This is a genomic window from Nocardioides flavus (ex Wang et al. 2016) (genome assembly GCF_014653115.1).
Lineage (GTDB): Bacteria > Actinomycetota > Actinomycetes > Propionibacteriales > Nocardioidaceae > Nocardioides > Nocardioides flavus.
Genome location: NZ_BNAD01000001.1, coordinates 762,579 through 785,884, shown reverse-complemented (window position 1 = coordinate 785,884; position 23,306 = coordinate 762,579). Strand labels below are relative to the sequence as shown.

At 72.5% G+C, this 23,306-nt stretch carries 19 protein-coding genes and 3 tRNA genes; 11 read left to right on the top strand and 11 right to left on the bottom strand.

Annotated features, from left to right (window positions below; translation table 11 throughout):
- Positions 1–5: 5 nt before the first annotated feature.
- Together IE200_RS03830 and IE200_RS03825 are read right to left on the bottom strand one after the other, a co-directional pair.
- Positions 6–875: an AAA family ATPase gene (locus IE200_RS03830; protein WP_191277991.1), complete on the bottom strand. Its 870-nt coding sequence runs from the start codon at positions 873–875 to the stop codon at positions 6–8.
- Positions 876–910: 35 nt separating this feature from the next.
- A tRNA-Ser gene (locus IE200_RS03825) sits at positions 911–998 on the bottom strand.
- A gap of 81 nt (positions 999–1,079) precedes the next feature.
- On the opposite strand from IE200_RS03825, the gene IE200_RS03820 reads away from it, so the two are divergent.
- From IE200_RS03820 to IE200_RS21010, 3 genes are all read left to right on the top strand, one after another.
- Positions 1,080–1,544: a hypothetical protein gene (locus tag IE200_RS03820; protein WP_191277990.1), complete on the top strand. Its 465-nt coding sequence runs from the start codon at positions 1,080–1,082 to the stop codon at positions 1,542–1,544.
- Positions 1,545–1,603: 59 nt separating this feature from the next.
- A tRNA-Ser gene (locus IE200_RS03815) sits at positions 1,604–1,697 on the top strand.
- A 162-nt stretch (positions 1,698–1,859) separates the two neighbouring features.
- Positions 1,860–1,988, top strand: a complete 129-nt coding sequence (locus IE200_RS21010) for a hypothetical protein (RefSeq protein ID WP_268245525.1) — start codon at positions 1,860–1,862, stop codon at positions 1,986–1,988.
- Between the two features lie 185 nt (positions 1,989–2,173).
- On the opposite strand, the gene IE200_RS03810 is transcribed toward IE200_RS21010, so the two are convergent.
- The 4 genes from IE200_RS03810 to IE200_RS03795 all read right to left on the bottom strand — a co-directional run bounded on the left by IE200_RS03810 (position 2,174) and on the right by IE200_RS03795 (position 8,136).
- Entirely contained in the window at positions 2,174–3,163 is a 990-nt protein-coding gene (locus IE200_RS03810) for a phospholipase D-like domain-containing protein (RefSeq protein ID WP_191277989.1), read from the bottom strand.
- Positions 3,164–3,301: 138 nt separating this feature from the next.
- A complete protein-coding gene (locus IE200_RS03805; protein ID WP_191277988.1) occupies positions 3,302–5,164 on the bottom strand; it encodes a phosphoenolpyruvate carboxykinase (GTP) in 1,863 nt (620 codons plus the stop codon).
- A gap of 102 nt (positions 5,165–5,266) precedes the next feature.
- Positions 5,267–6,187, bottom strand: coding sequence for a sulfite exporter TauE/SafE family protein (locus IE200_RS03800; RefSeq protein WP_191277987.1), 921 nt, complete (start codon positions 6,185–6,187; stop codon positions 5,267–5,269).
- A 110-nt stretch (positions 6,188–6,297) separates the two neighbouring features.
- Entirely contained in the window at positions 6,298–8,136 is a 1,839-nt protein-coding gene (locus tag IE200_RS03795) for a phosphoenolpyruvate carboxykinase (GTP) (protein WP_191277986.1), read from the bottom strand.
- Between the two features lie 205 nt (positions 8,137–8,341).
- Between IE200_RS03795 and IE200_RS03790 the strand changes: the two genes are divergently transcribed.
- Together IE200_RS03790 and IE200_RS03785 are read left to right on the top strand one after the other, a co-directional pair.
- Positions 8,342–8,414: transfer RNA gene (locus tag IE200_RS03790), tRNA-Arg, on the top strand.
- Between the two features lie 232 nt (positions 8,415–8,646).
- Positions 8,647–9,990 (top strand): choice-of-anchor B family protein, encoded by a 1,344-nt coding sequence (locus IE200_RS03785; RefSeq protein ID WP_191277985.1) that lies wholly within the window; start codon positions 8,647–8,649, stop codon positions 9,988–9,990.
- A gap of 27 nt (positions 9,991–10,017) precedes the next feature.
- Here IE200_RS03785 and IE200_RS03780 read toward each other — a convergent pair whose 3' ends face one another.
- The 3 genes from IE200_RS03780 to IE200_RS03770 form a co-directional block, all read right to left on the bottom strand.
- Positions 10,018–10,212: a hypothetical protein gene (locus IE200_RS03780; RefSeq protein WP_191277984.1), complete on the bottom strand. Its 195-nt coding sequence runs from the start codon at positions 10,210–10,212 to the stop codon at positions 10,018–10,020.
- A gap of 111 nt (positions 10,213–10,323) precedes the next feature.
- Positions 10,324–11,334: an agmatinase gene (gene speB, locus IE200_RS03775; protein WP_191277983.1), complete on the bottom strand. Its 1,011-nt coding sequence runs from the start codon at positions 11,332–11,334 to the stop codon at positions 10,324–10,326.
- Positions 11,335–11,366: 32 nt separating this feature from the next.
- Positions 11,367–11,966, bottom strand: a complete 600-nt coding sequence (locus IE200_RS03770; protein WP_191277982.1) for a Dps family protein — start codon at positions 11,964–11,966, stop codon at positions 11,367–11,369.
- Between the two features lie 73 nt (positions 11,967–12,039).
- Here IE200_RS03770 and IE200_RS03765 point away from each other — a divergent pair, with 73 nt between their 5' ends.
- A complete protein-coding gene (locus IE200_RS03765; protein WP_191277981.1) occupies positions 12,040–12,474 on the top strand; it encodes an SRPBCC family protein in 435 nt (144 codons plus the stop codon).
- Here the strand turns inward: IE200_RS03765 and IE200_RS03760 are convergent.
- A complete protein-coding gene (locus IE200_RS03760; RefSeq protein WP_191277980.1) occupies positions 12,471–12,932 on the bottom strand; it encodes a DUF6328 family protein in 462 nt (153 codons plus the stop codon). The two genes, IE200_RS03765 and IE200_RS03760, sit on opposite strands and share 4 nt — an antisense overlap.
- Before the next feature lie 84 nt (positions 12,933–13,016).
- Between IE200_RS03760 and IE200_RS03755 the strand changes: the two genes are divergently transcribed.
- Positions 13,017–13,295: a DUF7218 family protein gene (locus tag IE200_RS03755; protein ID WP_191277979.1), complete on the top strand. Its 279-nt coding sequence runs from the start codon at positions 13,017–13,019 to the stop codon at positions 13,293–13,295.
- A gap of 27 nt (positions 13,296–13,322) precedes the next feature.
- On the opposite strand, the gene IE200_RS03750 is transcribed toward IE200_RS03755, so the two are convergent.
- Complete coding sequence (locus tag IE200_RS03750; protein ID WP_191277978.1) at positions 13,323–14,156, bottom strand: DICT sensory domain-containing protein; 834 nt, start codon at positions 14,154–14,156, stop codon at positions 13,323–13,325.
- A gap of 423 nt (positions 14,157–14,579) precedes the next feature.
- On the opposite strand from IE200_RS03750, the gene IE200_RS03745 reads away from it, so the two are divergent.
- The 4 genes from IE200_RS03745 (at position 14,580) to recD (ending at position 23,279) form a co-directional block, all read left to right on the top strand.
- A complete protein-coding gene (locus tag IE200_RS03745; RefSeq protein WP_191277977.1) occupies positions 14,580–14,753 on the top strand; it encodes a CsbD family protein in 174 nt (57 codons plus the stop codon).
- 68 nt (positions 14,754–14,821) lie between these two features.
- Positions 14,822–18,178, top strand: coding sequence for an exodeoxyribonuclease V subunit gamma (recC, locus tag IE200_RS03740; protein WP_191277976.1), 3,357 nt, complete (start codon positions 14,822–14,824; stop codon positions 18,176–18,178).
- On the top strand, positions 18,178–21,531 hold the full coding sequence (locus IE200_RS03735) for a UvrD-helicase domain-containing protein (RefSeq protein ID WP_191277975.1): 3,354 nt from the start codon (positions 18,178–18,180) through the stop codon (positions 21,529–21,531). Before recC ends, IE200_RS03735 begins: the two co-directional genes overlap by 1 nt.
- Positions 21,528–23,279 carry an exodeoxyribonuclease V subunit alpha gene (gene recD, locus IE200_RS03730; RefSeq protein ID WP_229856055.1) on the top strand — a complete coding sequence of 584 codons (1,752 nt, stop codon included), beginning with the start codon at positions 21,528–21,530 and terminating at the stop codon, positions 23,277–23,279. Before IE200_RS03735 ends, recD begins: the two co-directional genes overlap by 4 nt.
- The last annotated feature ends 27 nt before the right edge of the window (positions 23,280–23,306 follow it).

Below are 23,306 nucleotides of genomic sequence, written 5' to 3'. Positions count from 1 at the left end.
CGAGGTCAGCCCGTCGCCAGCTTGAGCTCCCTCGCCGCGCGCTGCTGGTCGGACGCGTGCTTGAGCACCACCCCGAGCGTGCGCGCGACGGTGGCCTCGTCGAGGTCGCCGACCTGCAGGGCGACCAGGGTCCGGGCCCAGTCGACCGACTCCGCGATCGAGGGCGCCTTCTTGAGCTCGAGCTCGCGCAGGCGCACCACGACGTCGACGAGCTGCGCGACGACCCGGTCGTCGATGCCGGGCACCTGGCCGGCCACGATCGCCCGCTCGCGCTCGGCGTCGGGATAGCCGAGGTGCAGGAAGAGGCACCGCCGCTTCACCGCCTCCGAGAGCTCGCGGCTGGCATTGGAGGTGAGCACGACGAAGGGACGTCGCGTGGCGCTGACCGTGCCGAGCTCGGGGATGGTGACCTGGAAGTCGCTCAGCACCTCGAGCAGCAGTCCCTCGACCTCGACGTCGGTCTTGTCGACCTCGTCGATGAGCAGGACCGTCGGCTCGTCGCGGCGGATGGCGCTCAGCAGCGGCCGGGTGAGCAGGAACTCCTCGGTGAAGATGTCGTCGTGCACCTCGCTCCAGGCCGCGTCACCCTGCGACGCCTGGATGCGGAGCAGCTGCTTCTTGTAGTTCCACTCGTAGAGCGCCCGCGCCTCGTCGAGGCCTTCGTAGCACTGCAGCCGCACCAGCTCGGCGCCCGTCGCGCGCGCCACCGCCTTGGCCAGCTCGGTCTTGCCGACGCCGGCCGGCCCCTCGATGAGCAGCGGCTTCTCCAGCGCGCCCGCGAGGTACGCCGTGAGCGCCGTCGCGTCGTCGGTGAGGTAGCCCGCCGCGCGCAACCGCGCCGACGCGTCGCCGGGGGACTCGAACCAGGTCGTCACCCGCGCGAGCCTAGCCGCGGTGCGTTGCTGCAGCTTGGCAGAGGGGGCGGGATTCGAACCCGCGGTAGGTCTCCCTACGACCGCTTTCAAGGCGGTTCCGATCGGCCGCTCCGGCACCCCTCCTCGTACGGCACCGGGGCGCCGCACACCGCGGGACTCTACCCAACCGGGCCGACCGCACCTGCGCGTGATGAAATCTCCTGCGTGACGACCGAGCCCGCCACCGTGCACCGCCTCGCCCCGGCCATCGCGGCGCGCCTGCTCGGCGTCGTGCTCGTCGCCGTCGCGGCGCTGATCCTGGTGAGCACGCTGGCGATCGCGGTCCTCGACCTGCACACCGTGCTCCTGCTCGTGCCCGTGCTGCTCACCGTGGCGGTGCTGGTGGGGACGTGGTGGACCTGGCGGCAGAAGGGCTGGGTCGTGCGGTTCACCGCGGAGGGCTACCGAGTCCAGTGGGTGCGCGGGGTGGGCACCGCCTCCGGACGCTGGAAGGACGTCGAGGACGCCGTCACCACGACGGTCGCGGAGTCCCCCGTCGTGGTGCTGCGCCTGCGCGACGGCCGCACGACCACGATCCCGGTCGAGATGCTCGCCGTCGACCGCGAGGCGTTCGTCCGCGACCTCCAGGAGCACCTCCAGCGAGGACACGGCCTGCGCAAGTGGGGCTGATTCGGCGCTGGCACGCCGCGCCTTGTAACCTTCTGTGCGCCCGCCCACTCGGCGGGCATGGAGGCGTCGCCTAGTCCGGTCTATGGCGCCCGCCTGCTAAGCGGGTTTGGGGCTAAAACCCCATCGAGGGTTCAAATCCCTCCGCCTCCGCCACATCGACCCCCTCCTCCCGGAGGGGGTCGACCCGGCTGCCCACATGCATTTGCAGAAACCTGCAATGCACAGACCTGCAGTCGCATCGACGCGACGTGGCCGCAGGGAGTGGGAGACAATCATCTGGTCATCCCCTGTGACACATGTGAGGTGCAAGAAGCCATGACCCCAGTACGCCGCATTGCCGCCGCCGCCCTCGTGGCCGCGCTCGGGCTCGGATTCGTCGGCATCACGTCCGCCCCGGCGAACGCCGACATCACGTGGGGCATGAAGATCAAGGCCAAGGGCTGATCGACACCGACGGCCCCTACGACGTGCGATGATGTGCACGCAGTGAAGCGCTGAGACACGAACCCCTCAACCCCCCACGAGTTTGGTTCGGACGGCCTCCCCCACAGGCCCGTCTCAGCAGCAAGGGCAGCAGCTCCCCGGAGCTGCTGCCCTTGTCACGTCCGCACGGTGCGGAGGGCGGCAGGTCAGTCCGTCTCGCGCCCGGAGATCCCGCGCTTGCCCATCTCGTAGCCGAGCTGGAAGCGGGTCTCGACCTCGAACTCGTTCTTCAGGTCGGCGACGTACGCCGCGTAGGTCCGCGGGCTGACCCCGAGGCGCTTGGCGCCGGCCGGGTCGGCCCTGCCCTCGAGGAGCATCCGGATGGTCATCGCGCGCTGCTCGGCGGCGATGTCGCGCATCAGGGAGGTCTCGCTGCTGGTGAAGGGGCGCGCCCGCTCCCAGTGCCGCTCGAACATGTCGATCAGGTAGCCGACCGTCGAGGGCTCGCTGATGACCATGGCCGCGACCAGGCCCTCGTGGCTGGGGATGACCGCGACGCGGCGGTCGACGACGATGAGCCGGTTGAAGAACTCGTCGAGCGTACGGACCTCGGCGCCCGCCGCGGTCACGGCGGCGACGTACTTGCGGGTGGCGGTGCCGCGACGTGCGGCGTGCTGGTAGAGGGTGCGCATCTTCACCCCGCGGTCGAGGGCCGCGATCGTCCGTACCCTGGCCTCGTCGAGCTGCTTGACACCGCGGCGGTCCTGGGGCTGGGCGGTGAGCAGCTCCTCCTGGGCGTCGGCGACCAGGGAGTCCAGGAAGGTGCGGATCGTGGACCCGCGGATCTCGGTGAACGGCCCGCCGACGGCGGAGGGCGAGCGGCGCCACGCGTGGGACAGCGTGTTGAAGGCCTGGGCCCAGTGGGCCGACTCGGCGATCAGCTCGGCGCCCTGCTGGCCCAGCGGCGCCACCACCTGCGCCTGCACCGCGGCCGGGTCGGCGGCGCGCCAGGTGAGCCCGTCCTCGCTACGGGTCAGCAGCCCGAGCTGGACCAGCAGCGTGAACGCTCCGTGCAGCTCACCGCCCTCGACGATGCGGCTGTCGGTCGCGTCGACGCCCCCTGAGGCGACGATCTCCTCGTAGAGCGGGCTCGACCGCTCCTCGAAGAGGATCCGCTCCTGCGGCCCCAAGGGCATGCCAGCCTCCCGCTCCAACGATGTCCCCGTGGGGCAGATCGTGCCACACGCTCCCGCGCGCGCCGCCCGCGAAATCCGCAGGACCCACCCCCTCGACGTACGGAGGGGGCGGGCCCTGGCGCGCATTGTGCCGGTGCGTCAGGCGTCGAGGCGGGCCTTGAGGGTGTCGAGCTCGCTCCACAGCACGGCGGGGAGGTCGTCGCCGAACTTCGCGAACCACTCCTCGATCTGCGGGATCTCGGCCCTCCACTCGTCAGCATCGACGGCCAGCGCCTGGGCCAGCTCGTCCTCGGAGAGGTCGAGGCCTTCGATGTCGAGCGCCCCCGGCGCGGGGACGTGACCGATCGGGGTCTCGACCGCGGCCGCCTGGCCGTCGATGCGCTCGATGACCCACTTGAGCACGCGGCTGTTCTCGCCGAAGCCCGGCCACAGGAAGCCACCGTCGTCACCGCGACGGAACCAGTTGACGTAGAAGATCTTGGGCAGCTTGGCGGCGTCGTTGTCCTTGCCGATGCCGACCCAGTGGCCGAAGTAGTCGCCGGCGTTGTAGCCGATGAACGGCAGCATCGCCATCGGGTCGCGGCGCACCACGCCCACGGCGCCGACCGCGGCGGCGGTCGTCTCGGAGGACAGCGTGGCGCCCATGAACGTGCCGTGGTTCCAGTCGCGGGCCTCGGTCACCAGCGGGATGGTCGTCTTGCGACGACCACCGAACAGGATCGCGTCGATCGGCACGCCGCGCGGGTCGTCGTACTCGTCGGCGAGGATCGAGCACTGCTTGATCGGGGTGCAGTAGCGGCTGTTGGCGTGGCTGGAGAGCTCGCCGGTCTCCTCGGCGATCTCCGGGGTCCAGCGCTCGCCCTTCCAGCTGGTGGCCTCGGCCGGGGTGTTCTCCAGGCCCTCCCACCACACGTTGCCGTCCGGGGTCAGTGCGACGTTGGTGAAGACCGAGTTGCCCTTGCGGATGGTCTCCATCGCGTGCGGGTTGGTGTGCTCGTTGGTCCCGGGGGCCACGCCGAAGAAGCCGAACTCCGGGTTGACCGCCCACAGCCGGCCGTCCTCGCCGATGCGCATCCAGGCGATGTCGTCGCCGATGGCCTCGACCTTCCAGCCGGGGATGGTCGGCTTGAGCATCGCGAGGTTGGTCTTGCCGCAGGCGCTCGGGAAGGCGGCGGCGACGTACTTGGTGACGCCCTGCGGGGAGGTGAGCTTGAGGATGAGCATGTGCTCGGCCAGCCAGCCCTCGTCGCGCGCCATGACCGAGGCGATGCGCAGCGCGTAGCACTTCTTGCCGAGCAGGGCGTTGCCGCCGTAGCCGGAGCCGAAGCTCCAGATCATCCGCTCCTCGGGGAACTGCACGATGTACTTGGTGTCGTTGCACGGCCAAGGGACGTCGGCCTGGCCGGGCTCGAGGGGCATGCCGACCGAGTGGAGCGCGGGCACCCACTGGGGGTCCTCGCCGGCGGCCTCGAGCTCCTCGATGCGCCGCAGCACGTCGGTGCCCATGCGCGCCATGACGCGCATCGAGACGGTGACGTAGGCGGAGTCGGTGATCTCGATGCCGAACATCGGGTGCTCGGCGTCGAGGTGGCCCATCACGAACGGGATGACGTACATCGTGCGCCCGCGCATGCAGCCGGCGTAGAGCCCGCGCATGAGCTCCTTCATCTGCTCGGGGTCCATCCAGTTGTTGGTGGGCCCGGCGTCGCGCTCGTCGACGGAGCAGATGTAGGTGCGGTCCTCGACGCGCGCTACGTCGGTGGGGTCGGAGGCCGCGTGGAACGAGTTGGGCATGACCTCGGGGTTGAGGCGGGTGAACGTTCCCGTCGCCTCGAGCGAGGCGGTGAGCTGGGCCCACTCCTCGTCCGAGCCGGTGCACCACTGGACCGAGTCGGGCCGGGTGAGCTCGGCGACCTCGTTCACCCAGGCGAGGATCCCCTGGTGGGTGGTCGGCGCTCCGCCGTCGGCGGGAGTCGTCTGCGTGTCGATCGTTGCGGTCATGACCGTTTCCTTCAGCGTGCTGTCGGCTGGTTCGCGCGGCCTCGTTGTCGGCGACTTGTCGCGGACGCTAGCCCGTGTGAATGGGCGCACATATTGGATCGATCACAGATGTGTGACGCGTGTCTCGCTACCCTCCTGTACCCCCTCCCGAGGGGTGGACGTCTCGGCCCGGTGGGCGCGCCAGGAGTGGCGGACCGCCGCCGCCCAGACCGCGGCGATCGCGACGTAGGCGGCGACAGCGACGCCCCCCGGCACCGCGACGAGGTCGGCGTTGATGAGCGTACGGGTGTTGGTGAGGACGATCAGCCCGCCGACCAGCGAGCCCAGCATCCGCGCGGGGATCACCTTGACCAGCAGCGCGGCGAAGGGCGCCACGACCACGCCACCGACGAGCAGGCCGACGACGATCTGCCACTGGATGCCCGACAGGCCGAGTGCCGTGAGGAAGCCGACGGACGCCGCGAGGGTCACGACGAACTCCGAGGTGCTGACCGAGCCGATGACCTTGCGCGGCTCCATGCGGCCGTTGGCGAGCAGCGCCGGGGTGCCGATCGGGCCCCAGCCCCCGCCGGCCGTCGCGTCGACGAAGCCCGCCACGCCGCCGAGCGGCACCAGGAACCGTCGGCCGACCGGCTGGCCCACCCGGCTGGAGTCGAAGCCCTTCACGGTGAAGCGGACCAGGAGGTAGGAGCCGAGGCCGAGCAGCAGCACCGCCATGACGACCTTGGCCAGGTCGACGGGCATGTTGACCAGGAGCGTGGCCCCGACGAACGCGCCCACCGCACCCGGCAGCGCGATGTTGCGGACCACGCGCCAGTCCACGTTGCCGAACGAGTGGTGCGCGATGCCGGAGGCGGCGGTCGTGCCGAGCTGGGCGAGCTGGACCATCGCCGAGGCCATGGCCGGGTTGGTGCCGATCATGAGGAGCAGGGTGGTGGAGGTGACGCCGTACGCCATCCCCAGGCTGCCGTCGACGAGCTGGGCGGCAACGCCCACGAGGGCGAACATGACGAGCTTCTGCACGGGTGACTCCTCCGGATCAGGACGATGTCACCAAAGTACAGTGATTTGATTGGATTTAGCCAATCACTCGGCAGCGTGTCCTTTCATCGGACGTGCAACCCCCAAACGCCTCACTCCTCGCGCTCGAGGTCCGCGGCCACCCGACGGTGCGCCTCCCAGATCTCCTCGGGCATCCGCTCGAACTGGGAGAGGTGCTCCTCGCGGAAGCCCATCTCCTGCTGCCAGCGCTCCTTGTCGATGGTCAGGATCCGCTCGAGGTCGGAGGCCGGGACGTCCATGCCCGTCAGGTCGAGCTCGTCCTCGGTGGGCAGGATGCCGACCGCCGTGCGCCGGCCGCTGACCTCGCCGTTCCTGAGCTGGAGCAGCCACAGCAGCGGACGCAGGTTGTCGCGGTAGCCCGGCCACAGGAAGTGGCCGTCGTCGGGGTCCTTCTGGAACCAGTTGACGTGGGCGAAGATCGGCTGGTCGGTTGCTGCCCCGACGACGTCGAGGTAGTGGCGGGCGTAGTCACCCTCGCCGTAGGCCATGAACGGTCGGTTCGACATCGGGTCGTAGCGCAGCTGGCCGTCCACCCCCTCCGCGGCAAAGGTCGCCTCGGCACCCAGGGTGAGCCCGTCGTACACGCCCTCGGCGAGGTCGGTGATCGCCCGGATCAGCGGCTCGCGGTCGCGGGTGCGGCCGCCGAAGATGATCGCGTCGATCGGCACGCCCGCGGGCGCGTCGTAGTCGGGCGCGATGTTGGGGACGTTGTCGAGCGTCGTGGTGAACCGGCTGTTGGGGTGCGCCCAGGCCGCGGTGTCGTTGTCCTTGCGGTCCGCCAGCGGGGCGCCGGTCCAGTCGAGCCAGCCCCGGACGTCCGTCGGCGGCTTGGGCGTCTTGCCCTCCCACCACACCTCGCCGGTCGTGGGGTTGTAGGCGACGTTGGTGAAGATCGCCTGCGTGCCCTCGGCGACGGAGGCGAGGGCGTTGGGGTTGGTCGTCTCGTTGGTGTCCTTCGCGACGCCGAACACGCCGTACTCCGGGTTCATGCCCATCAGCCGGCCGGACTCCTCGTCGACCCACAGCCACGCGATGTCGTCGCCGTAGAACGACACGTGGTAGCGGTCACCGAGCGCGTCGGGCGCGGCCATCATCGCGAGGTTGGTCTTGCCGGAGGCGCTGGGGAAGCCGCCGCAGACGTGGTAGGTCCGCCCGGTCTCCTTGTCGTGGATGCCGATGAGCATGTACTGCTCGGCGAGGAACTTCTTGCTGGCCCAGCCGTCGTACGCGCCCTGCCGCAGGCCGTGGGCGATCTTGCCGAGCAGCGCGTTGCCGCCGTAGGACGAGCCGAAGTGCAGGATCGTGCGCTCGTCGGCGACCGTCACGAAGTAGCGCTGGTCGTCGGGCGTGCCCTGACCGAGGTGCTCGAGGTCGCCGGTGACGTGGACCGCCCGGACGAAGGAGCCCGGATCCTCGAGGTCGTTGACGAACTGCACGCCGACGCGGGCCATGCGGATCATGTGGAGCACGACGGTGCGGGTGTCGGTGAGCTCGACGCCGGCGGCCCACGGCTGGAGCGGGTTGCCGGCGGGGGCCATCAGGTAGGGGACGACGTACATCGTCCTGCCCTCCGAGGCACCGCGCATCCGCTCGTGGAGCATCGGCTTCATCTCCGACGCCGGGCGCCAGTTGTTGTAGACGCCTCGGTCCTTCTCGTCGTGGGTCGCGACGATGGTGCGCTCCTCGGAGCGGGCGGTGTCCTTGTAGTAGCTGCGCGAGTAGTAGCGGCCCTCGCCGGCTCGCTGCAGCTCGCCGGCCGCCACCGCCTCCTCGAGCAGCCGGGCGTCGTCGGAGGCGTTGACCACCTCGACGTGCGCGGCGCCGGTCAGCTCGGCGTACTCCTTGACGAACTCACGGACCTGCGGGTTGGTCAGCCCGGCTTCGTCCAGGACTGCCTCGAGATCTGCCATCGCGCTGCCTCTCGTCGTGCGGCGGTGCGTCGCCGCGATGCGGGTGCTAGGCACCCTAGGGCACCGCTCAGGCGTCCCGCGGGGGTCGGAAGTCCCGACTGCGCGAGGACTGTCCCGAACAGGCGCCCGGTCCCTGATTTCGCTCGTCCGGAGTGCGTCGGCTATTCTCGACCAGTCCTCGCGGCCGGAACGGTTGCACGGACGGGCGCCTGTAGCTCAACGGATAGAGCATCTGACTACGGATCAGAAGGTTTGGGGTTCGAATCCCTACAGGCGCGCAGAGCGAGAGAGCCGCAGGTCAGCCCGCTGACCTGCGGCTTCGTCGTTCTCGGGACTGATCGCTCGACAGGCGGTCCAGACCGCCGGCGGACATCTTGGTGATCTCCCTGCGACACCCTTCACGCCGCTCTCGCCCGTCCCTAGCGTGGATCGATCCTCTGGCGAGCGGAGACGGCCGCGGAGGAGGCCGATCCCGTTCCTCGTGGCGCTCGCCCGAAAGAAGGGACTGCCATGAGAGCCGAGCACGCGAAGGTCGTACTGGCGTCGGTCGCCCTGGTCCTGTCGGGGGGTGCCGCCTTCGCCCATGACGACGGCAAGGGACACGTCGTCCCACCCTCGCTCGAGGTCCAGCAGCAGGAGTTCGAGAACGTCGCGGCGGGGTCAGCCGCGGAGACCAGCAACGCGCCGAGGGGCTTCGCCCCGTGCATCGAGGGGATGGCGGCCCGGACCTTCCCCTGCCGGGGCGTCGACATGATGAGCCACCTGCCCCTGGACGACCTGGGTCTCTCCTTCGCCAACGACATCTGGGGCTGGGTGGACCCGGTGACCGCGAGGGAGTACGCGATGATCGGTGGGACCGAGGGCACCGTGTTCGTCGACATCACCGACCCGAAGCGGCCCGACGTCGTGGGCACCCTGCCCACGCACACCTCCGACCTCTTCTTCTGGCGTGACATCAAGGTGTACGCCGACCATGCCTACGTGGTGTCGGAGGACACCGACCACGGGATGCAGGTCTTCGACCTCACGCGGCTGCGGGGGGTCACCGGGACACCCGTGACCTTCACGGAGGACTTCGACTACGCGGACTTCTCGTGGGCCCACAACCTGGCGATCAACGAGGAGACCGGCTTCGCGTACGTCGTGGGAAGTGACACGTGTGACGGCGGGCTGCACATGGTCGACCTGACCACCCCTGCGGAGCCCACGTTCGCCGGCTGCTGGTCCGACGACGGCTACATCCACGACACGCAGTGCGTGGTGTACGACGGGCCGGACGCAGCCCACCGGGGCAAGGAGATCTGCGTGAGCTCGGCGGCGACCTTCAACGACTTCAGTCCCGAGGGGATCATCAACACGGTGACCGTCACCGACGTCACCGACAAGGGCGACCCGGTGCGCCTGGACAGCTTCGAGTACGACACCGACGGCTACAGCCACCAGGGCTGGCTGACGCCGGACCAGGAGTACTTCCTGCACAACGACGAGCTCGACGAGCTCTTCCACGGCGTCGCGACCACGACCCGGATCTTCGACCTCCGCGACCTGGACGACATCACGCTGACGGCCACCACGGACAACGGACAGGCGTCCATCGGGCACAACCTCTACACCGAGGGGGACCGGGCGTACGCGTCGAACTACACCTCAGGACTGCGGGTCTTCGACACCAGCAGGGTGGGCGACGGGCTGCTGCCGGAGCTGGGCTTCTTCGACCTCTACCCCGAGAACGACGACGCCTCGTTCGACGGCGGGTCCTGGAGCAACTACCCCTACTACGCCTCCCGCTCCATCGCGGTGAGCAGCATGGAGCGCGGGTTGTTCGTCCTCCGACCGAAGGGAGGCCTCGGCTGAGGTCGGCGCCGTCAGCCGGCGCGCAGGTCACGCAGCCCGGTCGTTCCGACCGGGCTGTCGTGCGTCCGGGCCGGCGTGGCGCGCGGTGAACCCCTTCAGCTCGCGGTTCGCTCCGACCAGGAACGCCAGCATGCCGACGACGACGAAGACCGCCATGGCGAGCAGCATGAGAGCGAAGACGGCGGGGGGCCAGTCGTGCTGGACGTACTGCTGGGTGAGCATGGGGACCTCCTGGGCTCGTCGGTGGGTCCAGCCTCGGTCCCGCTCCCGGTCTTCGGCAGGTCCGAACGTCCCGCTACGGCCGGGCCGGTGGTCCTGTGGCGCCCGCGAGGGCTACCGGTCGAGCAGCGGGCGGGCCGGGTCCCAGGCCGTGCCGTCGCGCGCATCGCGACGGCGGCGCGCGATCGCCGACAGCGCCTCCAGCACGACGCGGTTGGCCAGCGCCGCGGTGATGTCGGCGTGGTCGTAGGGCGGGCTCACCTCCACCACGTCGACGCCGACGACCGGCAGCTCGAGGCAGATGCGGCGTACGGAGTCGAGCAGCTGGCGGGCGGTCAGGCCACCCGGCTCGGGTGTCCCGGTGCCGGGCGCGTGGCCGGGGTCGCAGACGTCGATGTCGACCGAGAGGAAGACGCCGTCGCACTCGTCGGTCGCGATGGCGAAGGCCTCGGTCAGGCACTCCTCCAGGCCTCGGTGGACGATCTCGGTCATCTCGTAGGACCGCATCCGCTCCGCGGCCATCCAGTCCAGCGTCTCGGGCCCGGGCCAGTAGCCGCGCAGGCCCATCTGGAGGAACCGGTCGCCGCGCAGCGCGCCCGACTCGATGAGACGCCGCATCGGCTGGCCGTGGCCCCACAGGGAACCGAACTCGATGTCGCCGGTGTCGGCGTGCGCGTCGAAGTGGATCATCGAGACGCGGCCATGGCCGAGCACGTTGGCGACACCCTTGGCGTCGGGGTAGGCGATGGAGTGGTCGCCACCGAGCACCACCGGGATCGCCCCGGCGCGGGCCACCTTCTCCACCGCCGCCTCGAGCCGGCCCAGCGTGGTCTCGATGTCGCCCGGCGGCAGCTCCACGTCGCCCGCGTCCAGGACGCGGAGGTCCTGCAGGCCGTCGGTGCGCAGCGCCAGGGAGGGCCGCGACCCGTCGTGCGGCAGGTAGTCGGTCATCCGGATGGCCTGCGGCCCGAACCGCGTGCCCGGGCGGTGGGAGGTGCCCCCGTCGAAGGGGGCACCCACGACCACCACGTCGGCCCCGGCGTACGACTCCTCGTCGTCGAGGTCGCAGGCGGGGACGCCCAGGAAGGTGATGTCGGGACCGAACTGCGCGCCGTACCGGGCCATGTGCCGACTCTAGGGCTCGCGGACTCCGACGGTCAGCGCTTGCGGGAGGCCTTGCGCGCCGCGGAGAGCTCGGCGGTGGCGCCCTCGGTGACCAGCGCGCCGCTCGTGCCCTGCAGGTGGGCGCGGACGAACCACTGGAACTGCTCGAGGTCGGCGGTCTGCCCGATGAGGATGTCCTCGGTCACCGGGTCGTCGCCGACGGCCTCGATGGCCGCGCGGTGGTCCTCGATGACCCCGCTGTAGACGAGGTCGAGGGCGGCGAGGTGGGCCGCGGTGTCGGCGCGATGGAGGTCGTAGTCGTCCCACGAGCGGGCGGCGACGAGCGCGCCGGCCAGGCCGTTGGGCGCCACCCCGAGGGTGGACATCCGCTCCGCGAGGGTGTCGACCATGTCGCGCACGCCGTCGATCTGCGGGTCGAGCATCTCGTGGACCCCGATGAAGTGCGGACCCACGACGTTCCAGTGCGCGTGCTTGAGCGTCAGAGCCAGGTCGTTGAGGGCGTGCACCCGCATCTGCAGCGCGTCGGCCACGGCATGACCGGTCTCGGTGGGTAGCCCCGGGACCGTCAGCGGCGCGTCGGAGTCGCTGGTGACCTGGGCGGTGGAGGAGGTACGTGTCGTCTTCTTCGCCATGACGACCAACATAGGACAAACCCTGTACATTTCAACCGCCCGAACGGGGGACCGGGGCGCTAGCGTCGACCCCATGCCGTCCATCACGCGCACCTTCACCACCACTGCCGCCCCCGACGCGGCGCACGCCTACCTCGCCGACTTCCGCAACGCCGAGGCCTGGGACCCCGGCACACGGACGTGCGAGCGGACCGGTGGCGACGGCGGCGTCGGCACGACGTACCGCAACGTCTCCTCCTTCCTTGGTCGCGAGGTCGAGGTGGACTACACGACCACCGAGCTCGTCGCACCGACGTACGTGCACCTGGTCGGCACCAACGAGCAGTTCGAGGGCCACGACGTCTTCGAGGTCCGCGCTGCAGGAGCGGGCTCGGAGATCACCTACACCGCGCGGATGAGGTTCTCGGGCCTCGCTGTCCTCGCCTCCCCGGTGGTCCAGGCCTACCTGCCGGTCCTGGCGAGGAAGACCGTCGACCAGCTGCGGTCCTGCCTGGACGAGCTGGCCTAGTTCCCCGCCACCCGCCGCGGCACCAGCACCAGCAGCACCGCCAGCACGACCGAGGCGACCACCCCCATCGCGGCGGCCCACGTGCGGTCGTACACGACGTCGACCACCAGGAACAGGATGCCGGCGAGCAGGAGGGCGATCATCGCGAGCGCCGCCGCCGTCAGCCGGTGGCCGGCCTGGACCAGCTCGGGCTTGGAGTCCGTCTGGAACACCCGCCGGTGGATCGCCACCGGCGCCAGCATCACGCCCACGGTGGCGAACGCCAGGGCAAGCAGCCCGACGTACCACCCGCGCTGGAACCCGTCGAGCGCCTCGAAGCGTGACTGGAACGGCAGCGTGGCGAGGAAGCCGGCGAGCAGCTGCACGCCGGTCTGGCTCACCCGGAGCTCCTGCAGCAGCTCGTTCCAGTTGCGGTCGGCCCGCTCCTGGGGCGTCTCGTCGCGCGCTCGTCCGGCCATCCTCCGGACGTTACTCGGACGGCGCCGGTCGCCCACCTCCGGACGGGTGAGCAGGCGGCCCCGGACCGGTGGCACGGTGGGGGGATGGCCGAGAAGAAGAAGGAAGACCCGGGCCCGTCGGTGAAGGACCCGGAGGTGTACGAGGCGCTGCGCGACGACGGCGCCAGCAAGGAGAAGGCCGCCCGGATCGCCAACGCGGCGGCCGCCAGGGGCAGGTCGGAGGTCGGCGGTCGCGGCGGCGCCGCCGCCGACTACGAGGACCGTACGGTCGAGGAGCTGCGCGAGCGCGCGGCCGAGCTCGACATCGAGGGTCGGTCCTCGATGACCAAGGCCGAGCTGATCGACGCGCTGCGCCACCACTGACCCTCACCGCCCGCGCGGGCGGTCCGGTCAGCGCACGGAGCCGAGCTCGGCGAGCGCGCGCAGCCAGGTCCGGTCGGCGTCGACCGACGTGGTCGCCGGCGCGGGGCCGACGGCGTCGACGAGGCGCGTCGCGCGGGCGGGCACCTCGCCCCCGGCGTCCCGCACGACGCCGGTGAGCACCCGCGCAGATGCGACGACGACGGCACGGTGCGTGCTGATGACGGCCTCGTAGGCCGGCTCCGTGCCGGTCGACGGCACCTCCCACGCGGCGACCACCGCGGCGTACGAGTCGCCGAGGCAGACAACCGCCCACTCGCGGCGCAGCGGCGAGTCCTCCGGCAGCTGGCAGCGGACCGGCGAGGCCGTCAGGTCGGCGGGGAGGTCCTCGTCGAAGTCCGCGACGACCGCCGCCCACGCCGCGGTGCGCCCGACCTCCTCCCAGCGGTGCCGGGAGCCGGCGTAGCGGTGCCCGAGCTGGAACGCTCCGAGGACGACGGCCCGGTCCCCGCGGGCCAGGCACTCGTCCTCGACGGCGTGCGAGGCCGCGATCAGCGGGCGGCGCCCGAGCCGGAGCGGGCGTACGCCGGGAGCCGCGACGGACGCGGCCGCGAAGACGGAGCGCTCGCCCGCCACCTCGCGGTCGCGCACGACCGTGTCGATCGCGACCTGCAGCGGCAGGCCGCCGTCGCGCACCTCGAGCACCCGGCGGACCAGGTCGACGTCGGCGTCGGTGAAGCGGCGGTGGCCGGACGCGGACCGCTCGCCGGCGGGGAAGCCGAACCGGTTCTCCCACGTCCGCAGGGTGCCGGGCGTCACCCCGGCGCGCGCCGCCAGCACTCCGATGCTGAAGCCCTCCGACATGACGTCCTCCTCGAGAAAGAGCTGCGCCACCCCTTGTCAGGTGTGCAGTAATAATTTATACAGGTGTGTAGAGGTTTTCCTCCACCCCACCCCCTCAGACACCTGGAGAATCCCATGGTTGCCGTGGTCCTCATCAGCACCGCCGCCATCCTCGTCGCGATCGTGGGTGCGCCGTCATCTGGCGCATGGACGCCCTGCGCGCCGAGGAGATCGAGCACACCCCGCCGCCCGAGCGCCCGCGCACCCAGATCGCCGGCTCGGACGCGTCCCGTCCTGCGTCACTCCCTTCCTCCTGATGACGCAGGGGTGGGCCGGGCGCCCCCGGGCGTCCGGTCCACCCGCACGGGTGTGGTGTCACACGATCCCCGTGGCAGGTTGGAGAGCGGGCCGTCCGGTCCGCACCGACCTCACAGGAGGAACGACATGGGTCTCGACGACAAGATCGACAACAAGGCCGAGGAGCTGAAGGGCAAGGCCAAGGAGGCCACCGGCAAGGCCACCGACGACGAGCGGCTCGAAGCCGAGGGCAAGGGCGACCAGGCCGGCGCCAACCTCAAGCAGGCCGGCGAGAAGGTCAAGGACGTCTTCAAGGGCTGAGCGCCCTCGGACCCGACGCCCGTCGACCACGTCGGCGGGTGTCGGTCCGCGCTCATAGGGTGGGCGCCGTGAGCCTCCACCTCCACGTCGCCGAACGCACCGACGCGCTCGCCGACGGCCTGGCGGAGCTGCTCGTGGCCCCCCTGCCCGACCCGTTCGCCCGCGAGGTGGTCGTCGTCCCGGCGCGCGGGGTCGAGCGATGGCTCACCCAGCGCCTCTCGCACCGGCTCGGCGTCGGCCCGCGCGGCGGCGACGGCGTCTGCGCCGGCGTCGACTTCGTCACGCCGCACTCGCTGGTGTCGATGCTGCTGGACCGTGACGCGGAGGATCCGTGGAGCCCGGACCGCCTCGCCTGGCCGCTGCTCACGGTGATCGACGACGTCATGGGCACGGCGGGCTTCGAGGACCTCACCCGCCACCTCGGCGGGGGCGACCCGGCCGACGACCGGTCCGCGCGCCGCTACGCCGTCGCGCGCCGGCTGGCCGGCCTCTTCTCCTCCTACGCGGTGCAGCGCCCGGCACTGCTCACCGACTGGCGCGAGGGCCGCGACCGGGACGGCGCCGGGGCGGACCTCGACCCCGACCTCCTGTGGCAGGCGGCGCTGTGGCGTCGGCTCCTCGACGCCGTGCCCGCTCCGCCGCCCGACGTACGCCACGCCGACACGGTCGCGCGTCTGTGCGCGGGAGGCGCGGACCTCGACCTCCCCTCGCGCCTGTCGCTCTTCGGCCACACCCGCCTGCCCGAGACCGAGGTGTCGCTGCTCGCCGCGCTCGGCACGCTCCGCGACGTGCACCTGTGGCTGCCGCAGGCCTCGAGCGCCCTCTGGACGGCGCTCGCCCCGGTCGCCGGGGAGGGTCAGGTGCCGCGGTCCCTCGACGCATCCGCCGACGTCGTCGGCCACCCGCTGCTCGGGTCGCTCGGTCGCGACTCGCGCGAGCTGCGGCGCACGCTCGGCGACCTGCCCGCCGAGACGACCGTCCGGGTCCCGCCCGCTCCCCCCACCCTGCTCGGGCTGCTCCAGCAGGACCTGCGGGCCAACCACGCCCCCGGCGCCGACGAGCGGGCCGCACGCGGCGCGCCCGCTCCCGGCGACGACTCGGTCCAGGTGCACGCCTGCCACGGCGCCGCCCGGCAGGTCGACGTGCTCCGGGAGGTGCTGGTCGGCCTGCTGGAGGACGACCCCACCCTCGAGCCGCGCGACATCCTCGTCATGGTGCCCGACATCGAGACCTACGCCCCGCTCATCTCCGCCTCGTTCGGCATGGCCGAGGTGGCGGCCGACGGCACCGGTCACCCCGGGCACCAGCTGCGCGTACGCCTCGCGGACCGCTCGCTCGCCGCGACCAATCCGCTCCTCGCGCTGGCCGCGCAGCTCGTCGAGCTGGTCCGCGGCCGGATGACGGCCAGCCAGGTGCTCGACGTGGCCGGCGCCGACCCGGTGCGGACGCGGTTCGGCCTCGGCGACGAGGAGCTCGAGCGGATCACCCACTGGGTCGACGTGAGCGGCGTGCGGTGGGGCTACGACGGCGCCCAGCGCGGCGCGTTCGGGCTCGGCGGCCTCGAGGCCAACACGTGGGTCAGCGGGATGCGGCGGGTCCTCCTCGGCGCGGCCATGTCGGGTCTCGAGCACCGCCACGTCGCCGGCACCGTCCCCGTCGACGACGTCAGCGACGGCGACCTCGAGCTGGTGGGCCGCTTCGCCGAGCTCGTCGAGCGGGTCCACGCCTTCGTCGTGGCCGCCGAGCGCGCGCGCACCGTGACCGACTGGACCACCGCGCTGTCCGAGGCGGTGCACCGGCTGACCTCGACGCCGCTCAGCGAGGTCTGGCAGGTCGCCCAGTTCGACCGCGAGGTGGCCCGGATCGCCGCCGGCGCCGGTGACGCCGACACGCTGCTGCGGCAGGCCGACGTACGCGCGCTCCTCCAGCAGCGGCTGCGCGGGCGGCCCACCCGCACCAACTTCCGCACCGGCACGCTCACCGTGTGCACGATGGTGCCGATGCGGTCGGTGCCGCACCGGGTGGTGTGCCTGGTCGGGCTCGACGACGGCGTCTTCCCCCGCGTGTCGACCGTCGACGGCGACGACGTGCTGGCCCGCCGGCCCCGGACCGGCGAGCGCGACCTGCGCGCGGAGGACCGCCAGCTGTTCCTCGACGCGATCGTCGCGGCCACCGACAAGCTCGTCGTCACCTACACCGGTCGCGGCGAGCACACCGGCGCCGAGCGTCCGCCCGCCGTGCCGCTCGGCGAGCTCCTCGACGCGCTCGACCGCACCCTCGCCGTCCCCGTGCGCGACCACGTCCTCACCCAGCACCCGCTGCAGCCGTTCGACGAGGCCAACTTCGTCGCCGGCGCGCTGCGCCCGGGGCGCCCGTTCACCTTCGACAGCCTGACGCTCGCCGGCGCGAGCGCCGCACGCGGCGACCGGTCCCCGGTCACCGTGCTCGTGCCCGACCCGCTGCCGCCCCCCGACCCCACGCCGCAGGACGTCTCCCTGGCCGACCTCCAGGACTTCTTCGCCCACCCGGTGCGCGGCTTCTTCCGGCGGCTGCGGATCTCGCGCCCCTACGACGCCGACGAGGTCGACGACGCGATCCCGATCAGCCTCGACGGGCTGCAGACGTGGGCCGTCGGCGACCGCATCGTCACCCACGTGATGTCCGGGGCCAATCCCCAGGACGCCATGCTCGTCGAGCAGCTCAGCGGCTCGCTGCCGCCGGCGGCGCTCGGCGTCGGGGTGCTGCGCGACATCGTGGGCAACGTCAGGCCGCTGGTCGAGACGGCCCAGGCGCTGCGCACCGGCCCACGACGCACCCTCGACGTCGACATCGACCTCGGCGGGGGTCGCCGGCTGTCCGGCACGGTCGGCGACGTGTGGGGCAACCGGGCCGTGGCCGTGTCCTTCTCCAACCTCGGCGCCAAGCACCGGCTCGCCTCCTGGATCCATGCCCTCGCCCTCGGCGCGGGGCTCCCCGACGAGAACTGGACGGTCCACACCATCGGCAAGCACCGCTCCGGCGGGCAGGCCCAGCAGATCGGTCCGCTCGCCCAGCACGAGGCCGAGCAGTGGCTGCGCGACCTCGTCGCGCTCTACGACGCCGGCCGCCGCGAGCCGCTGCCGCTGCCCGTCCGGGCGTCGCTCGCCTGGGCCGAGGAGTCGCGTCGCGTATGGGCGGGCAGCGACGGCGACCCCGACGTCCGGGCGCGCGCCGAGTGGGAGACCCCCCGCTTCAACGACTCGGGGTTCCCCAAGGAGGACGCCGACGTGTGGCACGTGCGCGCCTTCGGCGAGGCCGCCGACTACGACGTGCTCGCCTGCCCCACCCGCCCCGGCGAGGACGGCCCGCACCGCCTCGGGCACTTCGCGTGGCGGCTGTGGGCGCCGCTGGTCGACGGCGGCCACGAGACGATCAGGGGCCTGTGATGGACACCTTCGACATCGCCGCCGACCTGCACCCGGGCACCACCCTGCTGGAGGCCAGCGCCGGCACCGGCAAGACGTGGACGATCGCGGCGCTCGTGGCCAAGCAGGTCGCCTCCGGAGCCGTACGCCTCGACGAGATGCTCGTGGTCACCTTCACCCGCGCCGCCAGCCAGGAGCTGCGCGAACGGGTGCGCCGCCAGCTCGACGAGGCGGTCCAGCTGCTCGGCGACCCCGGGTCCCGCGACCCAGCCAACCGCCTGCACGACTGGCTGCTCGACGCCCCGGCCGACGAGCTCGCCCGGCGCCTCGAGCGCCTCACCGCGGCGCTGGTGTCCTTCGACGCGGCCACCATCGCGACCATCCACCAGTTCTGCCAGCTCGTGCTGCGCAGCCTCGGTGTCGCCGGTGACACCGACGCTGCCGCCACCCTCGTGGAGGACCTCGAGGAGCTGACCACCGAGGCCGTCGACGACCTCTACCTCGCGCGGTTCGGCCAGGACGAGAAGCCGCCCTGGACGCGGGCCGCCGCGCTCGAGCTGGCGCGTACGGTCGTCGGCGACCCGCGCGCGGTCGTCGAGCCGGCCGCCGCCGTGACGGACGCCCCCGACTCCCCCGCCGCCGTACGAGTGGCGTTCGCCTGCGAGGTGCTCGAGGAGGTCGAGCGGCGCAAGCGGCGCCTCGGGATCCTCAGCTACGACGACCTGCTCAGCCAGCTCGCCGACGCGCTCGAGGACGAGCGCGCACCCGCCCGCCTGCGCATGCAGCACCGGTGGAAGTTCGTGCTGATCGACGAGTTCCAGGACACCGACCCGGTGCAGTGGCAGGTCTTCCGGCGCGCGTTCTCCGAGACGACCACCATGGTGCTGATCGGCGACCCCAAGCAGGCGATCTACGCCTTCCGCGGCGGCGACATCGTCACCTACCTCCAGGCCGCCGAGACCGCGACGACCGTCCAGACCCTCGGCGTCAACTGGCGCTCGGACCGGCCCCTGCTCGACGCCGTGCACGCGGTGCTCGGCAGCGCGCGGCTCGGCGACGAGCGGATCGTGGTGCACCCGGTCCAGGCCCACCGCACCGCCTCCCGCCTGCAGGGTGCGGGCGCGCCGTTCCGGCTGCGGGTCGTGCGGCGCGCCGAGCTCGGCAAGGGTCCTCGCTCCAAGCCGCCGGTCGCGCTGTGGCGTGACCACGTCATCGCCGACACCGCGCACGACATCAAGCGCCTCATCGAGTCACGGCCCACCTTCGACGGTCGTGACCTCCGTCCCGGCGACGTCGCGGTGCTCGCGGCCCGGCGCAACGAGCTCGAGGCCGTCCAGCACGCCCTCGCGCAGGTCGGCGTGCCGTCGGTGGTCAACGCGGGCGGCTCCGTCTTCCACACCCCCGCCGCCGGCGAGTGGGTCGCGCTGCTGGAGGCCCTCGAGCAGCCGCACCGCGCCGACCGCGTGCGCGCGGCAGCGCTGACCTCGTTCTTCGGCCACACGGCCGCCTCGCTCGACGCCGGCGGGGACGAGCTGACGGACCGGCTCGCCGACCGGGTGCGCCTCCTGGCCGACGTCTTCACCCAGCGCGGCGTCGCCGCCGTCGTCGAGCTGGCCGCCGCCGAGGGCCTGACCGCGCGGGTCCTCTCGCGCGTCGGCGGCGAGCGGACCCTCACCGACCTCCGTCACGTCGGCGAGTCGTTGCTGCGGGTCTCGACCGAGGAGCGGCTGGGCCTGGTCGGCCTGCTCGCCTGGCTGCGCGAGCAGGTCGCCGACGACAAGCTCGAGGTCGCCTCGGAGCGCACGCGGCGCCTCGACTCCGACGCCGAGGCCGTGCAGCTGGTGACCATCCACGGCAGCAAGGGCCTGCAGTACCCCGTCGTCTACCTGCCGACCCTGTGGAACCGCTACACCGGTCGCGACCCCGCCGTCCCGCTCTACCACGACGACGCGGGCCGCCGCTGCCGCGACGTCGGGGGTCCCAGCGCGTTCCGCCGCGAGGCCGTGGCCCGGCACTGGCGCGAGGACGCCGGCGAGTCGCTGCGGCTGCTCTACGTCGCGATGACCCGCGCGCAGTCGCAGGTCGTCGCCTGGTACGCCGCGGCCGAGCGCAACACCCCCGACTCCCCCCTGCACCGGGTGCTGTTCGGCCGGCGGCCGGGGACGGCGCCGGTGCCCGACAGTCAGGCGCTCGTCGACGAGGACCGCGTGATGTCGATCCTGTCGGCCTGGCAGTCCGCGGGCGGTCCGAGCGTCGAGCTCGCCGCGCTCGTGCCGCCCGACCCGACGCCCCTGCAGCGCTCCACGGCGCCGCTGGAGGTGCGCACCTTCACCCGGTCCGTCGACACCGCGTGGCACCGTACGTCCTACTCCTCGCTGTCGGCCGCCAGCGCGTCGCACGCGGCCGCAGCGCTGTCCGAGCCGGACGAGATGCCCGACGAGGACTCGGCCGTGTCGGCCGAGGACCTCGGCGACGCCGCCGTCGCGGCCGCACCCACGGCCGCCGCGTCGGTCCCCTCACCGATGGCGACGCTGCCGGTCGGGGCGACGTTCGGCTCGCTGGTGCACGCCGTGCTCGAGCACGCCGACCCGGCGGCCGAGGACTTCCGCGGGGAGCTGCTGCGGCACATCGACGAGCAGCTGGTGTGGTGGCCGGTCGACCTCGACCCCGCCGAGCTGGCCGACGCGCTGGTCGCGGTCTGCCGCAGCCCGCTCGGGCCGCTGGCCGCCGACCGCACGCTGCTGTCGCTGGGGATGGCCGACCGGCTGCGCGAGCTCGACTTCGAGGTGCCGCTGGCGGGCGGCGACACGACCGCGCCCGCGGCCGACGTACGCCTCGGCGACCTCGCCCCCCTGCTGCGCCGGCACCTGCCCGAGGGCGACGCGGTCCGGGTCTACGCCGACGCGCTCGACGCCGACCGCGACCTGGCGTCGCAGTCGCTCCGCGGCTACCTCACCGGGTCGATCGACGTGGTGCTGCGCCTCGACGTCGGGGGCGCGCAGCGGTTCCTCACCGTCGACTACAAGACCAACTGGCTCGGCCCGCTCGACCAGCCGCTGACCGCCCACGACTACCGGCCCGAGATGCTCGACGAGGCGATGGCGCACTCCGACTACCCGCTGCAGGCGCTGCTCTACACCGTGGTGCTGCACCGGTTCCTGCGGTGGCGGCTCCCGGCGTACGACCCGGCGAAGCACCTGGGCGGCGTGCTCTACCTCTACCTGCGCGGGATGTGCGGGCCCGACACCCCGGTGGTCGACGGCATGCCGTGCGGCGTCTTCTCGTGGCGCCCGCCGGTCGCGCTGGTCGAGGCGCTGTCCGACCTGCTCGACGGCGTGCCCGCCGGTGTCGACGAGGAGGTGGCGGTGCGGTGAGCGAGCTCTTCGACCCGGTCGACGCCCACGACCGCGACCTCGCGCTGGCCGCGACGGGCGTGCTCGCGTCGTTCAACGCGTCCGGCGTGCTCACCGCGGCCGACGTGCACGTCGCGACCACGCTCGGACGCCTGGTGGGCGAGCGCGACGACGACGTCCTGCTGGCCGTGGCGCTGTCCGTGCGCGCGGTGCGCCACGGCTCGGTCTGCCTCGACCTGGCTGCCGTGCCGGGGTCGCTGCCCGACCTCGACCTGCCGTGGCCGGCCCCGACGGGCTGGGCGGCGGCAGTCGCGGCGAGCCCGCTGGTGGCGGCCGGCCTGGTGCACCTCGAGCACGGGCTGGTCTACCTCGACCGCTACCACGAGCAGGAGACCCAGGTGCTCGAGGACCTGCGCGCCCGTACGCAGGTGGCGCACCGGGTCGACCCGGCACTGCTCGAGACGTCCCTCGCGCGGGTCTTCCCCGGGGCCGAGGCCGACGAGCAGCGCGCCGCGTGCCGACGCGCCGCCACGCAGGCCACGACCGTGGTGACCGGGGGCCCGGGCACCGGCAAGACCACCGCGGTGGCCGGCCTGCTCGCCGCCCTCGTCGAGCAGGCGGAGGCCGGCGGGGTCCGGCTGCGCATCGCGCTCGCCGCCCCGACCGGCAAGGCCGCTGCGCGGCTGGAGCAGTCCGTGCGCGCCTCCGCGGCCCGCTTCGGTGACGCCGACCGGGCACGCCTGGCCGACGTGTCGGCGATGACCCTGCACCGGCTGCTGCGCCAGGACCCCGGCAACAGCACGCGCTTCCGCCACCACCGCGGCAACCGGCTCCCCCACGACCTCGTGGTCGTCGACGAGGCCTCGATGGTCTCGCTGACGATGATGGCGCGACTGCTCGAGGCCGTACGCCCCGAGGCTCGCCTGGTGCTCGTCGGCGACCCCGACCAGCTCAGCTCGGTCGACGCCGGTGCGGTGCTGACCGACCTGGTCCGCGGCTACGAGCACCGCGACGACAGCCCGGTCGCCGCGCTGCGCACCGCCCATCGTTACGGCGCCGAGATCGGCCGGCTCGCCGAAGCCCTGCGCGTGGGCGACGCCGACGCCGCCCTCGACGCGCTCCGCGCCGGGGGGGACGCGGTCGAGTGGGTCCCCTCCGGCGATCCGGCCGGCCCGATCCGGTCGGCGGTGCTGCCCCACGCGCTCGCCGTGCACGACGCCGCAGCAGCCGGCGACGCCGTGCGGGCGCTCGCGGCGCTCGACCGGCACCGCCTGCTCTGCGCGCACCGCGACGGGCCCTTCGGCGTACGCCACTGGAACCGTCGCATCGAGCAGTGGTTCACCGCCGAGACCGGTGTCCCGGTGCACGACGCGGCCTATCCGGGACGGCCGATCCTGGTCTCCTCCAACGACTACTCCCTCGGGGTCTACAACGGCGACACCGGCGTCGTCGTCGCGGGGCGCTCGGGCCCGCGGGCGGCGATCGCAACCGGGGTCGGCTCCCTCGACCTCGCCCCGTCGCGCCTGGGCGACGTCGAGACGATGCACGCGATGACCATCCACAAGTCGCAGGGCAGCCAGGCCGACGAGGTCACCGTCCTGCTGCCCGACGAGGAGTCGCGCCTGCTCACCCGCGAGCTGTTCTACACCGCCGTCACGCGCGCGCAGCGCAAGGTGCGCGTGATCGGCTCGGAATCGGCGGTCCGGGCGGCGATCGCCCGGCAGGCGCTGCGCGCCAGCGGGCTGCGGGCCCGCCTGTCGGATGGCTGAAACGTGACTGACACGCGCGACCGATAA

Bases quoted from the DNA above. Each gene is read 5' to 3' on its own strand.
- IE200_RS03805 (WP_191277988.1), bottom strand. From the start codon at position 5,164: ATGACCGCAACGATCGACACGCAGACGACTCCCGCCGACGGCGGAGCG.
- IE200_RS21010 (WP_268245525.1), top strand. From the start codon at position 1,860: ATGACCCCAGTACGCCGCATTGCCGCCGCCGCCCTCGTGGCCGCGCTC.
- IE200_RS03735 (WP_191277975.1), top strand. From the start codon at position 18,178: ATGGACACCTTCGACATCGCCGCCGACCTGCACCCGGGCACCACCCTG.
- speB (WP_191277983.1), bottom strand. From the start codon at position 11,334: ATGGCCCGGTACGGCGCGCAGTTCGGTCCCGACATCACCTTCCTGGGC.
- IE200_RS03750 (WP_191277978.1), bottom strand. From the start codon at position 14,156: ATGTCGGAGGGCTTCAGCATCGGAGTGCTGGCGGCGCGCGCCGGGGTG.
- IE200_RS03765 (WP_191277981.1), top strand. From the start codon at position 12,040: ATGCCGTCCATCACGCGCACCTTCACCACCACTGCCGCCCCCGACGCG.
- IE200_RS03770 (WP_191277982.1), bottom strand. From the start codon at position 11,966: ATGGCGAAGAAGACGACACGTACCTCCTCCACCGCCCAGGTCACCAGC.
- IE200_RS03785 (WP_191277985.1), top strand. From the start codon at position 8,647: ATGAGAGCCGAGCACGCGAAGGTCGTACTGGCGTCGGTCGCCCTGGTC.
- IE200_RS03760 (WP_191277980.1), bottom strand. From the start codon at position 12,932: ATGGCCGGACGAGCGCGCGACGAGACGCCCCAGGAGCGGGCCGACCGC.
- IE200_RS03755 (WP_191277979.1), top strand. From the start codon at position 13,017: ATGGCCGAGAAGAAGAAGGAAGACCCGGGCCCGTCGGTGAAGGACCCG.
- IE200_RS03795 (WP_191277986.1), bottom strand. From the start codon at position 8,136: ATGGCAGATCTCGAGGCAGTCCTGGACGAAGCCGGGCTGACCAACCCG.
- IE200_RS03810 (WP_191277989.1), bottom strand. From the start codon at position 3,163: ATGCCCTTGGGGCCGCAGGAGCGGATCCTCTTCGAGGAGCGGTCGAGC.
- IE200_RS03780 (WP_191277984.1), bottom strand. From the start codon at position 10,212: ATGCTCACCCAGCAGTACGTCCAGCACGACTGGCCCCCCGCCGTCTTC.
- IE200_RS03745 (WP_191277977.1), top strand. From the start codon at position 14,580: ATGGGTCTCGACGACAAGATCGACAACAAGGCCGAGGAGCTGAAGGGC.